Raw genomic sequence first — 17,864 nt, forward strand, 5'->3', positions numbered from 1 at the left:
ACGCCTCGGCGTTCGGGTCAGATGATTCCGAGAAACAGCAGGGCGAGGCCGCCGGCGATCACCGCGGCCGCGGCGATCAGCCACCAGATGTCGTTCTTGCCGGCACCGTTCGGTTGCCCGTCGCCGCTCGGCGACGCAGCCGAAGCGGACGACGGCACCGCTTTCATCGTCTGGGTGACGTTCGGCGAAAAATCCTGCGCCGAGTGTGCGCCATGACTGCTGCTGGAACGTTGCGGAAATCCGGGCGCCTCGACGAGGAAACGGTCGCGGCCGAAGCACAGTTGATCGCCCGCCTGCAGGATCGCGTCGCTGGTTTCGACGCCATTGACGAAGGTGCTGCCCGCATCGAGATTGCGCAGCACGATCGTCCCGTCGATGTATTCGACTGCCGCATGCCGCGCGGTCATGCCGGGTTCGTCGAGGCGCAGATCGGCCTGATCGCCGCTACCGACGACGAGCCGGCCGCGCACCGGCACGATTTTGCCGAAATGCATGCCCGACAGGCCGCGCAGCAGCACGCGCGCCGGCAGGTGGCGCACGGCTTCGGGCGAGGACTGCGATGCGGGCGGCGGAATGTCGTCGCGAATGTCGGCGTCGTGGTCGGGCTTGAGCACGAACGGCACGCTGCCGAGGCTGACCATATCGCCGTAGCGCAGGATCGCGCGTTCGCGCACCGGCCGCGTATTTACATGCGTGCGCGCCTGCGCGTCGAGCACACTCAGCTCGATTCCGCGCTCGCTCAGCCTGAGGCGCACATGATGCGGCGCGACGCCAGTACCGGCGACCGTGATGCCATTGTCCGCCGCCGTGCCGATCCGGGTCTCGCCGGCGCCGACCAAGGTGTCATCCTGTTCCTTGTTCGGGAAGGAAATACGCATGCTTGAATATCGTTCCGCTTCTTTGTACACAATGTAGCATACGGCCCCGAGAATCGGCCCTGAACAGACCAAGGAAATTCCATGCCCAGCATCGACATCCGCCGCAAACATCATCATTCACTGAAAGAAGCGAAAGCTGCGGTGAAGAAGACCGCCGCCGCCATCGGCAAGAAGTTCGGTATCGAGAGCGAATGGGATGGCGACACCCTGCACTTCGAGCGCGCCGGTGCGAGCGGTGCGATCCACGTCACCGACAAAGAAGTCCACGTCACCGCGCAACTGGGCTTTCTCCTCGGCGCCTTGAAACCGATGATCGAGAAGGAAATCGAAAGCCATCTCGACAAGGGACTCGCTTGAATCCGCCGAGCGAGCCGCAGTTGGCATAGTGTGAATATTCTAGGCTGCATCCCTAGATTGAGCCCATGGCGACGCATCCGCGTCCTCGAATCGTAACGGGAGTAAAACGATGGCTGGCAAACCGAAACTCAAGTCGAAATCCAAGGCCAAGACGGCCGCGAACGAAGCCGCATCGGCGTCGAACAAGTCGATCGTGGAATCTGCTCAGCAGATCTGGCTCGCCGGCCTCGGCGCGTTGACCAAGGCGCGCGAAGACGGCACCAAGTTGTTCGAGAACCTGGTCAAGGAAGGACTGAGTCTGGAAGCGGCGACGCGCAAGATCGCGACCGGCAAGGTCGACGAAGTGCGCGGTGCGGTCGAAACCGGCGTCAGCCAGGTGCGCGAGCGCACGCAGGAAACCTGGGACCGCCTCGAGCAGGTCTTCGAGTCGCGTGTTTCGCGCGCGCTAGGCAAGCTCGGCGTGCCGGGACGCAAGGAGATCGACGAACTGCTCAAGCGCGTCGACGAGCTCAACAAGCACGTGGTCAACCTCAACTCGGCGGCAAAGAAAGTCGGCTTCGGCGAGACCCTGACCAATAAGGTCAAGCGCGCGCGCGACGACTTCGGCGATCTGGTCAAGGACATCGAGGAAGCCCAGCTCGCGGCCAAGCAGACCGTGCAGCGTTCGGTCGCCCGCCTGACCGACGCGGTCGTGCCGGCCAAGCCGAAAGCGGCCGCCAAGAAGGCGGTAAAGAAGGTCGCGAAGAAGGTCGCCAAGAAGAAATAAGCGCCACCGCATCATCGCTTCGCTGCAAAAAACCCCCGGGCTCAACCCGGGGGTTTTGCTTTTCGGGGCCGGAAAAACCGCACTGCGTCAGGCAGAAACCGCTCCGTCATATTAAATAAACTTAATAGTATGTAATTGCCTTGACAATCATTGCTTCGACAATATTATTGCCGCATGCAAAAACATCTCTCCCTGCACGATCTGCGCGACGACTCGAGCCTGCCCCTGCTGATCCGGCAGATTCGCGAAAGCATGCTGCGTCTGATCGAACGCGAGATCAAAGCGGACGGTGTCGAGATCAACTACAGCCAGCATCTCGTCGTGAAGATCCTTGCCAAGACCGGACCGCAGATGCCGGGCGACCTCGCACGCTTCCTCGACCACAACGCCGGCGCGATGACGCGCCTGATCGACCAGCTCGAAGACAAGGGCTATGTGCGGCGCAAGCCGCATGCCCAGGATCGCCGTGCGCTGACGATCGAGCTGACCCCGGCCGGGCAGGATCTCTGGCGCGCGATGAGCCAATACATGGAGCGGGCCCAGGAACTGGCCATGCAAGACCTGAAAGCTCCCGACCGGACCAAACTGTTCGAGCTGCTCAAGCGCGTGCGCGACACGCTCGACCAGACCCCCTGAATCACCTCGAAAGAACCCTCCCATGCGTGCCATCTCCTTCCCCCTTCTGCTCCTTTCCGCCGCAATCGCGCTGGCCGGTTGCGCCAGCACGGCCGGCCTGCATACCGACGGTGTGGCGACTGATGCGGCGACCCTGCACAGCGAACGCGCCTTCGCCAAGATCAAGACCACGCCGGCGGCGTGGCCGTCCGCCGATTGGTGGACGCGCCTCGGCGACACGCAACTCGACACGCTGATCGGCGAAGCGCTCAAGGACAACCCCGACCTCGCCAGCGCCGACGCACGCGCCAAGCAGGCGCAGAGCCAGGTCGAAGCGCAGAACGCCAAGCGCCTGCCGACCGTGAACGCCGACGGCAGCGTGGCCGGTGTACGTCTGCCGACCACGGCGTTCCCGAAGCCGATCGGCGGCTCGTTCCAGACTTTCCCAGCGGTCTACGCGAGCTTCAGTTGGGGGCTCGACATCTGGGGCGGCAAGCGCGCCGCCTGGGAAGCCGCGCTCGGCCAGGCCCGCGCTGCCGAGATCGACGCGCACGCCGCGCGCCTGACGCTCTCGGTCAACGTCGCGCGCGCCTACGTGCAGCTCGGCTACGGTTTCGCGGAAAAGGACGTCGCCGATGCCCAGCTCAAGCGCGCCAACGCGTCGTATACCCTGGTCAAGCAGCGTGTCGCCGCCGGCATCGACAACCAGATGCAGATCAAGCAGGCCGAAGCCGAGGTCGCCAGCGCCGAACAGCAGGTTGCCGTCGCCGACGAGGCGATCGACTCCGGCCGCATCGCCCTCGCCGTTCTACTCGGCAAGGGCCCGGATCGCGGCCTCGACATCGCGCGCCCGCAGGCGCTCAAGCCCGCGGCGCTCGAACTGCCGCCGAGTCTCACCGCCGACCTGATCGGCCGCCGCGCCGATCTCGTCGCCGCGCGCTGGCGCGTCGAAGCGGCGACGAAGAACATCGCCGCGGTCAAGACCGAGTTCCTGCCGAACCTGAGCCTGTCGGCTTTCGCCGGCCTCACTTCGTCGTCGGCGGACAATCTGTTCTCGCTGCCGGCACGCTTCTATATGGTGCAGCCCGCGATCAGCCTGCCGATCTTCGACGGCGGCCGCCGCCGCTCCGACCTGCGCAACGCCGATTCGAGCTACGACCTTGCCGTCGCCCAGTACAACTCGACCCTGGTCGGCGCGATCAACGACGTCGCCGACCGCGTCGCCAACCTCGATTCGCTGCATATCCAGATATCCGCCCAGCATCGCGCGGTCGAGGCCGCGCGTAATGCCTGGGACCTGAGCCAGCAGCGCTACAAGGCCGGCATCGGCAGCTACCTCGACAGCCTGAGCGTGCAGCAGCAACTGCTCACCGCCGAGCAGCGCCTCGCCGTGCTCGACGCGCAGCAGGTCGACACCTCGGTGCGCCTCGTCCAGGCGCTCGGCGGCGGCTTCGACGCGAGCGGCGACGTACCGCCGATCGCGAGCGCCACGCCGTAATCGATCGAAAAAATTCCCCGACATTCTCTTGAGACTCAAGCCATGAGCACCCCGAACCCCACCCGCGAAACCGCCGCGCCGACCAACGGCCGGCGCAAGTTCCTGCTGCGCCTCGTCCTCCTGATCGTCGTGCTCGGCGCTGCCGGCTTCGGCGTCTGGTACTACACGATCGGCCGCTGGTACGAAGGCACCGACGACGCCTACGTCAACGGCAACGTCGTGCAGATCACCCCGCAGGTCATCGGCACCGTGATCAAGATCAACGCCGACGACGGCAACCTCGTGCACAAGGGCGACGTACTCGTCGAAATCGACGGCAGCGATGCGCGCATTGCCTTGCAGCAGGCCGAAGCGCAGCTCGCGCGCACTGTGCGCCAGGTGCGCGGCCTGTACAGCAACGTCGAAAGCGGCCAGGCCGTGGTCGCTGCGCAGAAAGTGTCGCTCGACCGCGCACGTGCCGACTACGCGCGCCGCCAGGGGCTCGTCGCCACCGGCGCGATCTCGGCCGAAGAACTCGCCCACGCCCGCGACGCCCTCGCCGCGGCCGAGAGCCAGCTCGCTTCGACCCAGCAGCAGTTGAGCACGACCCGCGCGCTCGTCGACGAGATCGTGATCGCCAAGCATCCCGATGTTCTCGCCACGTCGGCCGCGCTGCGCACCGCCTATCTCAACGACGTGCGCTCGAAGATCTACGCGCCGGTCGACGGTTATGTCGCCAAGCGCAGCGTGCAGGTCGGCCAGCGCATCCAGCCCGGCACCGCCTTGATGGCGGTCGTGCCGCTGCATCAGGTCTGGGTCGACGCGAACTTCAAGGAAACCCAGCTCGCGCATATGCGCATCGGTCAGCCGGTCACGCTGAAGTCGGACCTCTATGGCGGCAGCCTCGAATTCCGCGGCAAGATTCAGAGTCTCGGCGTCGGTACCGGTAGTGCGTTCGCGCTGCTGCCGGCACAGAACGCGACCGGCAACTGGATCAAGATCGTCCAGCGCATTCCGGTGCGCATCGAACTCGACCCGAAGGAACTCGACAAGAACCCACTGCGCATCGGCCTGTCGATGGCGGTCGACGTGAACCTGCACGACCAGAGCGGCCCTGCCCTCGCCCAGCAAGCGCCGAAGGAGCCCGTGTTCACCACCGACATCTATCAGAACCAGATGCAGGGCGCGCAGGCCGACATCGACCGCATCATCCACGAAAATGCGGCACGTCCTGGCGAGGCTTTGTCGCAGCGCTGAGCTGCTTCGCTATTTGAAGTACGGCGGTGAGCGGTGAGAGCGCAACAAGCTCTGGCGCTTTTGCTTCTTTCGCTCATCGCTCGCCGCTCACCGCCCACGATCTAAAAAAATGGCCACGCCCAATCCCATCCCGTTCGTTCCGCGCAACCCCGGCCTGACCACGATCGGCCTGTCGCTCGCCGTCTTCATGCAGGTGCTCGACACGACCATCGCCAACGTGTCCCTGCCGACGATCGCGGGCAACCTCGGCGCGAGTGCGGACCAGGCGACCTGGGTCATCACCTCGTTCGCGGTAAGCAACGCGATCGCGTTGCCGCTGACCGGCTTCCTCACCCGCCGCTTCGGCGAAGTGAAGCTCTTCGTCGCGACCACCCTGTTGTTCGTATTCGCCTCGTTCCTCTGCGGCATCGCCCAGAGCATGTCGATGCTGATCCTGTTCCGCGCGATCCAGGGCGCGGTCGCCGGACCGATGTACCCGGTCACGCAAAGTCTGCTGCTGTCGATTTATCCGCCGGAAAAACGCCCGCAGGCGCTCGCTCTGCTGGTCATGGTGACGATCGTCGCGCCGATCGCCGGCCCGATCCTCGGCGGCTGGATCACCGACACCTACACCTGGCCGTGGATCTTCTTCGTCAACGTACCGGTCGGCATCTTCGCCGCGGGCGTGGTCTACCTGCAGATGCGCGCGCGTCCCTCGCAGACGATGCGGCCGAAGATGGATTACATCGGCTTGGCCACGCTTGTGATCGGCGTCGGTGCGCTGCAGGTTCTGCTCGACAAAGGCAACGACGAAGACTGGTTCCAATCGAATCTGATCATCATCCTCGCCATCGTCTCGGCGATCGCGCTGACTATCTTCCTGATCTGGGAGCTGACCGACAAAGAGCCGATCGTCGATCTCAAATTGTTCCGCCACAACAATTTCATCTTCGGCACGATCTCGATGACCCTGGCCTACGGCGCATTCTTCGCGATCAACGTGCTGGTACCGCAGTGGCTGCAACGTTATCTAGGCTATACCGCGACCTGGGCCGGCCTCGCTGCCGCGCCGATCGGCATCCTGCCGATCCTGTTGACGCCGTTCGTCGGCAAATACATCAACCGGGTCGACCTGCGCATCGCTGCCGCGGCCGCGTTCTGCATCATGGGATCGACGAGCTTTATCCGCTCGGGTTTCTATCTCGAAGTCGATTTCTATCACGTGGCGATGGCCCAGTTTATCCAGGGCCTCGGCGTCGCCTTCTTCTTTATGCCGTTGATGCAGATCATGCTGTCCGATCTGCAGCCGCACGAGATCGCTTCGGGCACCGGCCTCGCGACCTTCGTGCGCAACCTCGGCGGCAGCTTTGCCGCGTCGATCACCAACTTCATGTGGCAGCATCGCGCCATCGTGCATCACGCGCAATTGACCGAACACCTGACGCCGTTCGACCCCGACACGCAGCAAGCCGTGGCGACGCTCGGCCGCGGCGACGACCCGGTGGCCTACCGTGTGCTCGACAATATGATCAATGCGCAGGCGTACCAGATCTCGTTCAACGAGCTGTTCCATGTGCTCGGCTACATCTTCCTCTCGCTGATCGTGGTGATCTGGTTCGCCCGCCCACCGTTCGGCGCGCGCGCTGGCGGCGGTGGCGGCGGCGGCCATTGAGATTGATGCGAGCAATGAACCTGGCGAATCCGCGCGACGCGTATCGTCGCCATTCCTGGAATCGGATCGTTGCGCCTCGCATAGGCGCGATAGGCGCCTGCCTATCGTTGGACTAGAACGGTCGATGTGACATAGCAAAACAGAAGCCCCGCCGAAGCGGGGCTTTGCATATCAAGACCAATTCGCTTGTCATCCCATCCTTCCGCCGGGATGTCCAGCATCAGCGACTACTGGTTGACGGAGCAAGACAACGGAGCCGATGCGCTGCCGAGCAAGTTCCGATTGGCGTCGAACGCCTGAACCGTCATTCGCTGGAGGTTGATTCTAGGCGGGCAGCCGGTGTTCTCGAGAGCAAAACATTCGGTCGAATTGCTGCACTCGCTGACGTTGTACGACTGAGTTCCGGAATACTCGTAAGTCCATACAATCGATACCGTGCCTGCAGGAACGCTGGCGTAGCAATCTCTTTCAAGGGTGCACATGAGACTGGTGCCGGAAGCTTGTGCGTGCACTGCGGAAGCAAATGGCAGGGCGCTTAGCGATAGCGCTGTCGTCAGAGCCACAACGATTGCGGTTTTCATGCTTTCTCCTTGCATAACAACTGCCCCCTGCAGCATGAAATGCTAGCACTGTCAGTTCCGTCCGGGCTGTGCACTTGGTGCTGCGGCACGCCGGATCCGTACACGAGACCCGGCATGATGAAGCGCATCGGAGGAGTCAGCCTTCCGCCGCGTAAAGCAAAGTCTCCTGCTCCAGCTTCGGCGGCAGGCGCAGTGATTTCTCGAAGCGGAAGCCAAGCTTTTCGAGCAACCCAATCGAGCGCTCGTTGCCCGGAGAAACAATCGCGACGATGCGCTGCAGGCCGAGCGTCTCGCGCGCATAAGTCATCGTCGCCGAACCCGCTTCATAGGCGTAGCCGCCGCCGCGCCACGGCGGCAGAAAGGCGAAACCGAGATCGACGTCGTCCAGCGTCTCGCGCTTGATCAGGCCGCACATGCCGATCGCCTCGCCGTTCGTCTTGGTCTCGACACAGTAGAGGCCGTGGCCGTGCTTGGCGTACATATCGATCGGCCCGTTGCGCAGATAGGCGCGCGCATCGTCGAGGCTGCGCACGCCTTTGTCGCCGATGAACTGCAGCCAGGCCGCATCGTTGACCAACTCGAAAACGAACGCAGCATCGCGTTCCTCGAGCCGGCGCAGGAGCAAACGCGGGGTTTCGAATACGATCGTCATGGCGGTTCCGCAATCGGACAGAACCGCACTCTATCGATTTTGTCCGGGCGACGACAGAGACTTGCGAAGCGCCGCCCGCGCATTGCGGTTCAACGATTGATCTGGCGCATTCCCGCTTCGCTATAGCGCGCACCCGCGGCGACGCCCTGCGGCGCGATCGCTTCGATCGCGGCGAGTTCGTCGGCGCTGAAATCGATCTCGGCAGCGGCAAGATTTTCTTCGAGCCGCGCAAGACTCGTCGTGCCCGGAATCGGCACGATGTGCTCTCCCCGCGTGAGCAGCCACGCCAGCGCCAACTGCGAAGCGGTGACGTGCTTCTGCTCGGCAAGCGCTTTGATTTTTTCGACCAGGGCCAGGTTCTTGGCGAAGTTTTCGCCCTGAAACCGCGGCGAACTGCGGCGGTAGTCGTCCGCGGCGAAATCGTCGATGCTCTGGAAACGGCCCGAGAGAAAGCCGCGGCCGAGCGGACTGAACGGGACGAAGCCGACGCCGAGTTCGTTGCAGACCGGCAGCACTTCGTCTTCGGGGTCGCGGTTCCACAGCGAGTACTCGCTCTGCAGCGCGGTAATCGGATGCACCGCATGCGCGCGGCGCAGCGTCGCCGCCGAAGTTTCCGACAGGCCGAGCCAGCGCACCTTGCCCTGCTCGACCAGGCGCGACATGGCGCCGACGGTATCCTCGATCGGAATATGCGCATCGACGCGATGCAAATAGTAGAGATCGATGTGTTCGACGCCGAGTCGCTTGAGCGACGCCTCGCAGGCACGCTGCGCATAGGCCGGGCTGCCGTCGATCTCACCGATCGATCGCGGCTTGCCCGGCTCGAAGGTGTAGCCGAACTTGCTCGCGAGCACGATCTGCCCGCGCCGGCCCGCAATCGCTCTGCCGACCAACTGTTCGTTGGTTTCCGGTCCGTAGATGTCGGCCGTGTCGAGCAAGGTCACGCCGAGATCCAAGGCTCGATGGATCAGGTCGACCCCGCTCGACTCGTCGGGCCGGTTGGTCGTGTAGGCGTGAGTCAGGCCCATGCAACCGAGGCCGAGTGCGGAAACCTGCGGGCCGTTCGGGCCGAGGGTGCGGGATTTCATTGCGAGTTCCTCTTGTTGTTTCCCTGCTCTCACGAGGAGAAGGTGGCGCGGAGCGTTGCATAAGGGAACGGCCTCACAGGCCCGAGCACCGCCCCAGAGGGCGATGCCTTTCCCTTATCCGCCGTGCCGGACACCTCCCCCCGAAAGAGAAGGAAAAATCAGGCCGCGTTCTTGAGCGAAGCCATGTCGATGACGAAGCGATACTTCACGTCGTTCTTCAACAGCCGCTCGTAGGCCGCGTTGACCGACTGGATGTCGATCATCTCGATGTCGGCGACGATGCCGTGCTCGGCGCAGAAATCGAGCATCTCCTGGGTCTCGGCGATGCCGCCGATCGCGGAACCGGCGATGCTCTTGCGTCCACCTATCAGGCTGCCGCCGAGCAACGGCGGAGTCAGTTCGGTCAGCGCGCCGACGAGCACCATGTGACCGTCGCGCTTGAGCAAGGCCACGTACGGATTCATGTCATGGCCGTTCGGCACCGTGTTGAGCAGGAAGTCGAAGCTGCGCGCGTGCGCGCGCATCGCCGCCTTGTCGGTCGAGATCAGCACTTCGTCGGCGCCGAGGCTCAGCGCGTCCTTGGCCTTGCTCGGCGAAGTCGTGATCATCACCACGCGCGCGCCGAGCGCATGGGCGAACTTGACGCCCATGTGGCCGAGACCACCGAGGCCGATCACGCCGACCTTCTGGCCTTTACCGACCTTCCAGTGGCGCAGCGGCGACCAGGTGGTGATGCCAGCGCAAAGCAGCGGTGCGACGGCCTTGAGGTCGAGCTTCGGCGAAATCTTCACGACGAAATGCTCGTCGACCACGATCAGGTCGGAATAGCCGCCGAAGGTGAGCTGATCGCCGCTGCGTTCCTTGTCGTTGTAAGTCCAGGTCGGCACGTTTTCGCAATACTGTTCGAGCCCGTCCTGGCACGAGGAACAGGTGCGGCACGAATCGACCATGCAGCCAATGCCCGCGAGGTCGCCGACCTTGAACTTGGTGACGTCGCCGCCGACCGCGGTCACGCGGCCGACGATTTCGTGCCCCGGCACCATCGGATAGAGCGAATTGCGCCAGTCGTTGCGCGCCTGGTGCAGGTCGGAGTGACAGATGCCGCTGTAGACGATTTCGATCTGCACGTCGCGCGGCCCCGGCGAGCGGCGCTCGAACGTGAACGGCACGAGGGCGGATTGCGCGTCGTGCGCGACATAACCTTTGGCTTGCAGCATGGTAGGTCCTTGAGCTGTGGGTCGGGAAATTTGTCTGCATCGCTGGCCGCACGCAGCGGCGTCGACGCAGTATAGGCTGCGGACGGCGACCGTTCCGTTATGGCGATGCGCCAACGGCCCGGCTTATGCCCGCCCCGCATGCCGAGCCGCACTGTCGCGCTCGGCCCGCGTCCGCCCTCGGATACCTCGAGCGGACACCTATTTCTAAAGGAAACGTTGGCGCTAGCCGTCAATCGGCCTGCGCAGGCCGCACCACGGCCGGCAGAGCGTATCGCGGCGCATGCGCCTCGACCTCGACACCGCCGGTGATGCGCGCCTGCTGCACGTCGGTGTAGAAGTAGTACGGAAACGGCAGCGGCGAAGGCGGCGCGCTCGCCGCGTCGAGGCGTGCGCGGTGCTCGTCGGACAGCGAGAAATCCAGAGCGCCGAGCGAATCGGTCAGTTGCTCCGGCTTGGTCGCGCCGACGAGGATGCTAGCCATGCCGCGTTTGCCGTAGAGCCAGTTGAGTGCAGCCTGGGCCATACTCACGCCGGCCTCGCGCGCCACTTTCTCCAACTCCGCGACGATGGCGAAGTTGCGCGCGCCGAGTTTGTCGAAGCCCGGCGGCGGGTTGCCGCCCGCACTGGTCACCTGCAGGCGCCCCTCGCCAAACTTCGCGTTCGGCCCGGCTTCGGACGGCTTGTACTTGCCGGAAAGCAAACCCATCGCGAGCGGACTCCAGGCGACGAGGCCCATGCCGAGTTCAACGGCGAGATCGGCAAACTCGAGCTCCGCATTGCGTTCGATCAACGAGTACTCGACCTGCATCGCCGCGACGGGCTCGAAACCGCGCCATTGCGCCAACGTCTGCGCACGCGCCGCGTACCACGCCGGCGTGTCGGACAGGCCGACGTAGCGGATCTTGCCTGCGCGCACCGCGTCGTCCATCGTGCGCATGACCTCTTCGGCCGGCGTCATCCGGTCCCAGGAGTGCAGATAATAGAGATCGATATAGTCAGTCTGCAGGCGCTTGAGCGACGTCTCCAGCGTGCGCAGCAGGCTCTTGCGCTGATTGCCGCCTGCGTTCGGGTCGCCGGGGTCGGCGTTGTAGGTGTACTTGGTCGCGACGACGAGCTTGTCGCGCCGGCCCGATTCCTTCATGAATTCGCCGAGCCAGGTTTCGCTGGTGCCGTTGGTATACAAATTCGCGCTGTCGACGAAGTTGCCGCCGACGTCAATATACGTGTCGAAGATGCGCCGCGCGGAATCGCGCGCCGCGCCCCAGCCCCATTCGTTGCCGAAGGTCATCGTGCCGAGCGAAATGGGACTGACGCGCAGCCCGGAGCGGCCGAGCAGAACGTAGCGGTTCAACGACATGGGAGATTCCTCGGCGGTAATGCGGATCGGAATGGGCGCTACTGTGCTCCTTGCGATTGCGGTGAAAAATAGGCATGGTCTTGAATATCCATTAAGCCAGGCTAATCAATGCGCCAAGACCACACCGTCGCGCTGCGCGCGTTCCGCGCGATCGCCGTGAACGGCAGCTTCACGCGCGCCGCGCGCGACCTCGACGTGAGCGCGTCGGCCCTGAGCCAGACCATGCGCGCGCTCGAAGCGCGGCTCGGCATGCGCCTGCTGCAGCGGACCACGCGCAGCGTGACCTTGACCGACGCCGGCCAGGACTTTCTCGCCCGCATCGCACCCGCGCTCGGCGAGATCGACGGCGCGATCGAGGAAATGCGCAACCGCAGCGGCCGCCCCGCGGGCACGCTGCGCATCACCATGCCGCCGGTCGCGCTGCCCGCGCTGATCGCGCCGAACCTCGCCGATTTTCTGCGCGCCTATCCCGACATCCGCCTCGATATCCGCACCGACGCCTCGCTCGCCGACCTCGTCGCCGAAGGCCTCGACGCCGGCATCCGCCTCTCGGAAAAACTTCAGCCCGGCATGGTCGCGCAGCGGCTCGGCGGGGCGCAACGCTCGCTGCTCGTCGCCTCGCCGGCGTACCTGAAGAAACACGGCACGCCCAAGCATCCAAGCGAGCTGGCCGAACACAACTGCCTGCAGTTCCGCTACGAGGCAAGCGGGCCCGTGTACCGCTGGGAGTTCGCCTACCCGTCCGGGCCGCGGCGTGGACGCTGGTTCGAGACCGACGTCGGCGGCAACCTGGTCTGCAACGACAACGGTCTGCTGATGCGTGCCGTGCTCGACGGCGTCGGCCTCGCCCACGTCATGCAGCACGAGGCCGCTACGCACATCGCGGCGGGCCGCCTGGTCAGCGTGCTCGACCGCTGGCTGCCGCCGTACGACGGTTTCTACATCTACCACCCGAGCCGTTTCCAGGTGCCGCCGAAATTGCGCGTGTTCGCCGAATTTCTGCGCGCACGGCTGACCGAATTGTGATTGCTTGTTCGAGCCGCCTTCGCGGCAAACCGGGATTGCCTATGCAGCGCGCGTTTTGCATCGTGTTGGCCGCCGCCCTTGCGTCGGCGCTAAGCAGCGCTGCGGAGAACGCTACGGCATTCGATGCCGGCACTGCGGCGGCAACGCAGAACGAAGCCCGCCCAACCGAAGTGCCTGCCTCCACGCGCAGCTGGCGCGACCTGCTCGCCGACGGCAAGCGCGCCTACGAGCATGGCGAATTCGCCCGCGCGCTCGAAAACCTCACGCCAGCGCTCGCCGGCGTGGAACGCGAGCCCGGTGCCAATTCGAAAGATCTGATCGAAGTGCTCGACCGGTTCGGGATGACCCAGCGCGAACTCGGCCGCTACAAAGACGCCGAGGCGACATTTCGCCGTGAACTCGCATTGAACGACACCGCTCATGGCAAGAAGTCCATCGCGTATGCCGAGAATCTGCTCGATCTTGGCCATACGCTGTCCGATGCCGACGAATACGAACGCTCCGCACCGCTGACCGAACAGGCGAACGCGATCCTCCGCGCCTTGCCCAAGGTGCCGGATTCGACACGTTCATGGGCCCTGCACGAGCTGGCCAGCGTGCGCTACAACCAGAACCGCGACCGCGAAGCCGAAGCGCTATGGCAGCAGACCCTCACGATCCGTCTGCGCATCTACGGCGAAAAAAGCACGCGCACGGCGACGACGCTGTTCAATCTCGCCACCCTCGCCTCGAACGATCCGGCAAGAAAGGCCGAAGCGCTGCGCCTGTTCGAACGCGCGCTCGCCGGCTACGAAGCGGACGCGCCCGAGCAGGCCGACGTCGGCCTCACCCTGCTGCGCATCGCCGACATCAAGCGCGAAAACAACGCCGGTTACAGCGTCCTCGCCCCACTCTATCGGCGCGTCATCGCCATCTACGAACGCGCCTACGGCCCCGAGCACAAGAACCTGGCCGTGCCGCTGGACGATCTCGCCGACGCGCTTGAAACCGGCAAGCAATACAAAGAGGCGATCGCATTGCGCCTGCGCCTGCTCGCGTTGATCGAACGGCATGGCGAAACCTACGGCGACGCCGTGCTGCAGCACGACTCGCTCGCCGAGGACTACGCCGCGGTCGGCGACGACGCTCAAGCCAAGCGCCACGAGGACCTTGGCGCGGAACTGTGCAAGAAGACGGCGTCCTGCGACGACTGAGGCCGGGCGCCGCCGGACCGCGTCTTCGTCCGGTCAAATACGCCTTGTAACGTCGGCGTCATGCATATCCTGATGCTGTCCGACGTGTACTTCCCGCGCGTGAACGGCGTATCGACTTCGATCCGCACGTTCGCGCGCGAGCTCGAGCGCTTCGGCCACGGCGTCACTATCGTCGCGCCCGAGTACGCGGCCGACGACGGCGCTCGCGACGAATTCGAGACCGTGCGCCTGCCGTCGAGCAAGATCTTCTTCGATCCGGAAGACCGGCTGATCCGCCGTTCCGCCCTGCGCGCGGCCGCGGCGCAGCTCGCACAGCGGCGCTGGGACGTCATCCACATCCATACGCCGTTTCGCGCGCATCAGCTCGGCGTCATGCTGCGCAAGCTCAGCGGCCGGCCGCTGGTTGAGACATACCACACTTATTTCGAGCCCTACGCCAAGCATTACTTCCCGTGGCTGCCCGCGGCGCCGCTGCGTTTTGCCGCGCGCAGCATTTCGCGCCGGCTCTGCCGCGAGGTCGATCATCTGATCGTACCGACGCAACAGATGGACGATGTGCTCAAGCAGTACGGCATCGCCACGCCGACGACGATCATTCCGACCGGCATCGATCTCGACGAATTCGCCGGCGGCGACGGCGCGCGCTTCCGCCAAGCGCAGGACATTCGCGCCGATCAGCCGACTCTGGTGACGGTGAGCCGGCTCGCAGCAGAAAAGAACATCGGCTTCCTGCTCGATGTCGTGCAGGCTCTGCGCGGCGAATTTCCCGATCTCGTCTTCATCATCGCCGGTGAAGGCCCCGATGCCGAAGCGCTGCGAGCCAAGGCGCGCGCGGCGAATCTCGAACCGCATCTGCGTTTCCCCGGCAATCTCGACCGGCGCACCGCGCTGCTCGATTGCTATCGCGCCGGCGACGTGTTCGTCTTCGCCTCGCCGACAGAAACGCAGGGCCTGGTCCTGATCGAGGCGATGGCGCTCGGCGTGCCGGTCGTCTCGACTGCGGTCATGGGCACCGCCGCCGTGCTCGCGGGCGCGCAGGGCGCGCGCATCAGCGGCGAGGACGTCGCGAGCTTCGCCGGCCATGTCGCCGCTCTGCTGCGCTCGCCCGAGCTGCGCGCGCAACTCGCCGCCGCGGCGCGCGAAGACGCGCGCGCATGGAGCGCATCCACGCTGATGCGCCGCACGGTGGACTTGTACGAACGCCTCGCGAACGCGCAGCCGGACTTGGAAGTGGGAGCTGCGTCTCATCGCAGCGCATGACCTTCGCCACATGCGCAGCACGCGCGCAAGTTCTCTTATAGCCGCACCGCGCCGCTTGCCGCCGCATCGCCCACTCCGTCGAGGAACGCCCATGAAACGCCTGCTCGTTTTGGCTCCGCTCGCCTTGTCCCTGCTCGTCGCGCAAGCCGCGCTCGCGGCCGAAACCACCCAGTACACCGCGCTCGTCAACGGCGGCAAGACCAAGGCCGGGCATCAGACCGTCACGCGCGACGGCGACGGCACGACCAAGGTCGATTTCTTGTTCAAGGACAACGGCCGCGGCCCGGAACTGAAGGAGGTCTACAAGCTCGACAAGGACGGCAACTACGCGACCTATCACGTCGAAGGCCAATCCACGTTCGGCGCGATCATCAACGAAACCTTCGCGCGCGAGGGCGACAAGGCGCGCTGGAAATCGACCTCGGACAAGGGCGAACAGGAAGTGTTCGGCAGCGCGCTGTACACACCGCTCGGCGGCACGCCCGAAGCGCTGTCGGTCGCGATCGCCGCGCTGGCCAAGCGCAGCGACGGCAAACTGCCGCTGATCCCGAGCGGCACCTTGACCATGCAGAAACTCGTCGATTCCGAAGTCACCAAGGGCGGCGAGAAACGCAACGTGCAATTGCTCGCGCTGACCGGCATCGGCTTTACTCCGACCTTCGTCTGGGCGACCACCGACGCGAGCCCGCGCGTGTTCGCGCTGATCTTTCCGGGCTTCCTGCAACTCGTCGAGGACGGCTGGGAAGCGAACGCGGGCGAACTCGAAAAACAACAGAAAACCGCCGAGAAGAACCTGCTCGTCTCGATGCAGCAGCGCCTGGCACATCCACTCGCCGGTTCGACCCTGATCCGCAACGCGCGCGTGTTCGACAGCGAGCGCGCCACGCTCGGACCCGCGAGCGACGTGTTCGTGCAGGACGGCCGCGTCATCGACGTGGTCGATACCGGCAAGGAAAAGCGCAAGGCCGACCGCACCATCGATGCCGGCGGCCGCACCCTGCTGCCCGGCCTGTTCGACATGCATGCGCACACGAGCGCATGGGAAGGCGGCCTGCATCTCGCCGCCGGCGTGACCACGGTGCGCGACATGGGCAACGACAACGCGACCCTGCAGGACTTGATCGCGCGCGAACGCGAAGGCAGCCTGCTCGCGCCGCACATCGTGCCGGCCGGCTTCATCGAAGGCGAAAGCCCGATGTCGGCGCGCAACGGCTTCGTCATCAAGGATCTCGCCGAGGCGAAGAAAGCCATCGACTGGTACGCCGAGCACGGCTATCCGCAGATCAAGGTGTACAACTCGTTCCCGAAGGCGATCCTGCCAGAGACGACCGCTTACGCACACAGCAGGGGCCTGCGCGTCAGCGGCCACGTGCCGGTGTTCCTGCGCGCGCAGGACGTCGTCGAGCAGGGCTACGACGAGATTCAGCACATCAACCAGGTGCTGCTCAACTTTCTCGTCACCGACAAGACCGACACGCGCACGCTCGAACGTTTCCAGTTGCCGGCCGACAAGGTCGCCGGCCTCGACTTCGACTCGAAGGCGGTGCAGGACTTCATCGCTTTGCTGGTCAAGCACAAGACCGCGATCGATCCGACCCTGACCACGTTCGATTTCATCCGCCAGAAAGACGGCGACATGTCGCAGGCCTACGCGGTGGTCGCCGACCATATGCCGCCCGACGTAAAACGCGGCTTCCTCCAGGGCACGATGAAGATTCCCGACGAGGCCTCAGCGCAGTTGCATGAGAAGTCGTACGCCAAGATGATCGAATTCGTCGGTCGCATGTACAAGGCCGGCGTGCCGATCGTCGCCGGCACCGATGCGCTCGCGGGCTTCACTCTGCAGCGCGAGCTCGAACTGTACGTGCAGGCCGGCCTCACGCCCGCGCAGGCGCTGCAGGTCGCCACGCTCAACGGCGCAAAGTATTCGCGTGTGGAAGAGGACCGCGGCGTGATCAAGCCCGGCTGGCGCGCCGACTTGATCCTCGTCGACGGCGATCCGACCAAGAATATTTCCGACATCCGCAACGTCGCCCTGGTGGTCAAAGGCGACAAGGCTTACTACCCGAGCGAAGTCTACGAAGCGCTCGGCATCAAGCCGTTCGCCAAGGCCCTGGCTGTGCAATAACGCACAGCCGGACCCGATGCGGATTCAATATTTTGCTGCGCGAAATTTCACCGAAGCGAAGTCCGGACGGCGATAGCCCGTCCGGACTCGGTGCTTAGTTGCCGCCGATAACGGGCTGCGGCGTACACGTGCCGGTAACCGATGCGCTGCCGATCAGCTGATTGTTCGCGTCGGTAACGGTGACGCTCCAGGTAATGCTCACTTCGCTGACGAAGGGGCAGAAAAACGTACAGGTTGCACGGTCGCCGCAATTCTTGCGGTACACCGTTGCACCGGCTGCGTGTTGACCAGCCCCCAATCGTAGTGAAACGGAGTCGGAGAACTTGGACTCGATACCGAAGCAAAACAAGCGTCGCTGCTG

The 17,864-nt window shown here is 64.5% G+C and carries 17 protein-coding genes; 10 read left to right on the forward strand and 7 right to left on the reverse strand.

What is annotated here, in order from left to right; translation table 11 throughout:
* Positions 1-17: 17 nt before the first annotated feature.
* The gene (locus FFS30_RS19845) at positions 18-878 is read right to left on the reverse strand and encodes an FHA domain-containing protein (RefSeq protein WP_171014755.1); all 861 of its coding nucleotides are present in this window, start codon (positions 876-878) and stop codon (positions 18-20) included.
* A gap of 81 nt (positions 879-959) precedes the next feature.
* On the opposite strand from FFS30_RS19845, the gene FFS30_RS19850 reads away from it, so the two are divergent.
* From FFS30_RS19850 to FFS30_RS19875, 6 genes are all read left to right on the forward strand, one after another.
* Positions 960-1,235 carry a polyhydroxyalkanoic acid system family protein gene (locus FFS30_RS19850; RefSeq protein ID WP_137914949.1) on the forward strand — a complete coding sequence of 92 codons (276 nt, stop codon included), beginning with the start codon at positions 960-962 and terminating at the stop codon, positions 1,233-1,235.
* Between the two features lie 109 nt (positions 1,236-1,344).
* On the forward strand, positions 1,345-2,001 hold the full coding sequence (locus FFS30_RS19855) for a phasin family protein (RefSeq protein WP_137914950.1): 657 nt from the start codon (positions 1,345-1,347) through the stop codon (positions 1,999-2,001).
* A 174-nt stretch (positions 2,002-2,175) separates the two neighbouring features.
* Positions 2,176-2,637 (forward strand): MarR family transcriptional regulator, encoded by a 462-nt coding sequence (locus FFS30_RS19860; protein WP_137914951.1) that lies wholly within the window; start codon positions 2,176-2,178, stop codon positions 2,635-2,637.
* A gap of 22 nt (positions 2,638-2,659) precedes the next feature.
* Positions 2,660-4,114 carry an efflux transporter outer membrane subunit gene (locus FFS30_RS19865; protein ID WP_137914952.1) on the forward strand — a complete coding sequence of 485 codons (1,455 nt, stop codon included), beginning with the start codon at positions 2,660-2,662 and terminating at the stop codon, positions 4,112-4,114.
* A 42-nt stretch (positions 4,115-4,156) separates the two neighbouring features.
* The gene (locus FFS30_RS19870; RefSeq protein ID WP_137914953.1) at positions 4,157-5,350 is read left to right on the forward strand and encodes an efflux RND transporter periplasmic adaptor subunit; all 1,194 of its coding nucleotides are present in this window, start codon (positions 4,157-4,159) and stop codon (positions 5,348-5,350) included.
* A gap of 109 nt (positions 5,351-5,459) precedes the next feature.
* Positions 5,460-7,001 (forward strand): DHA2 family efflux MFS transporter permease subunit, encoded by a 1,542-nt coding sequence (locus tag FFS30_RS19875; protein WP_137914954.1) that lies wholly within the window; start codon positions 5,460-5,462, stop codon positions 6,999-7,001.
* A 227-nt stretch (positions 7,002-7,228) separates the two neighbouring features.
* Here the strand turns inward: FFS30_RS19875 and FFS30_RS19880 are convergent, their stop codons facing one another.
* The 5 genes from FFS30_RS19880 to FFS30_RS19900 form a co-directional block, all read right to left on the reverse strand.
* Positions 7,229-7,582, reverse strand: a complete 354-nt coding sequence (locus FFS30_RS19880) for a hypothetical protein (RefSeq protein WP_137914955.1) — start codon at positions 7,580-7,582, stop codon at positions 7,229-7,231.
* Positions 7,583-7,718: 136 nt separating this feature from the next.
* Positions 7,719-8,234, reverse strand: coding sequence for a GNAT family N-acetyltransferase (locus FFS30_RS19885; protein ID WP_137914956.1), 516 nt, complete (start codon positions 8,232-8,234; stop codon positions 7,719-7,721).
* Between the two features lie 89 nt (positions 8,235-8,323).
* Entirely contained in the window at positions 8,324-9,322 is a 999-nt protein-coding gene (locus FFS30_RS19890; RefSeq protein ID WP_137914957.1) for an aldo/keto reductase, read from the reverse strand.
* Between the two features lie 158 nt (positions 9,323-9,480).
* A complete protein-coding gene (locus tag FFS30_RS19895; RefSeq protein ID WP_137914958.1) occupies positions 9,481-10,539 on the reverse strand; it encodes an NAD(P)-dependent alcohol dehydrogenase in 1,059 nt (352 codons plus the stop codon).
* A 229-nt stretch (positions 10,540-10,768) separates the two neighbouring features.
* Complete coding sequence (locus tag FFS30_RS19900) at positions 10,769-11,896, reverse strand: aldo/keto reductase (RefSeq protein WP_137914959.1); 1,128 nt, start codon at positions 11,894-11,896, stop codon at positions 10,769-10,771.
* A 108-nt stretch (positions 11,897-12,004) separates the two neighbouring features.
* Here FFS30_RS19900 and FFS30_RS19905 point away from each other — a divergent pair, with 108 nt between their 5' ends.
* The 4 genes from FFS30_RS19905 (at position 12,005) to FFS30_RS19920 (ending at position 17,503) form a co-directional block, all read left to right on the forward strand.
* The gene (locus FFS30_RS19905) at positions 12,005-12,922 is read left to right on the forward strand and encodes a LysR family transcriptional regulator (protein WP_137914960.1); all 918 of its coding nucleotides are present in this window, start codon (positions 12,005-12,007) and stop codon (positions 12,920-12,922) included.
* Positions 12,923-12,963: 41 nt separating this feature from the next.
* The gene (locus tag FFS30_RS19910) at positions 12,964-14,115 is read left to right on the forward strand and encodes a tetratricopeptide repeat protein (RefSeq protein WP_137914961.1); all 1,152 of its coding nucleotides are present in this window, start codon (positions 12,964-12,966) and stop codon (positions 14,113-14,115) included.
* Positions 14,116-14,175: 60 nt separating this feature from the next.
* Positions 14,176-15,375, forward strand: a complete 1,200-nt coding sequence (locus tag FFS30_RS19915) for a glycosyltransferase (RefSeq protein ID WP_137914962.1) — start codon at positions 14,176-14,178, stop codon at positions 15,373-15,375.
* Positions 15,376-15,466: 91 nt separating this feature from the next.
* Positions 15,467-17,503, forward strand: coding sequence for an amidohydrolase family protein (locus tag FFS30_RS19920; protein ID WP_137914963.1), 2,037 nt, complete (start codon positions 15,467-15,469; stop codon positions 17,501-17,503).
* A 94-nt stretch (positions 17,504-17,597) separates the two neighbouring features.
* Here FFS30_RS19920 and FFS30_RS23960 read toward each other — a convergent pair whose 3' ends face one another.
* On the reverse strand, positions 17,598-17,768 hold the full coding sequence (locus FFS30_RS23960) for a hypothetical protein (protein ID WP_171014756.1): 171 nt from the start codon (positions 17,766-17,768) through the stop codon (positions 17,598-17,600).
* Between the last annotated feature and the right edge of the window lie 96 nt (positions 17,769-17,864).

It is taken from the genome of Rudaea sp. 3F27F6 (genome assembly GCF_005503555.1).
Lineage (GTDB): Bacteria > Pseudomonadota > Gammaproteobacteria > Xanthomonadales > Rhodanobacteraceae > Rudaea.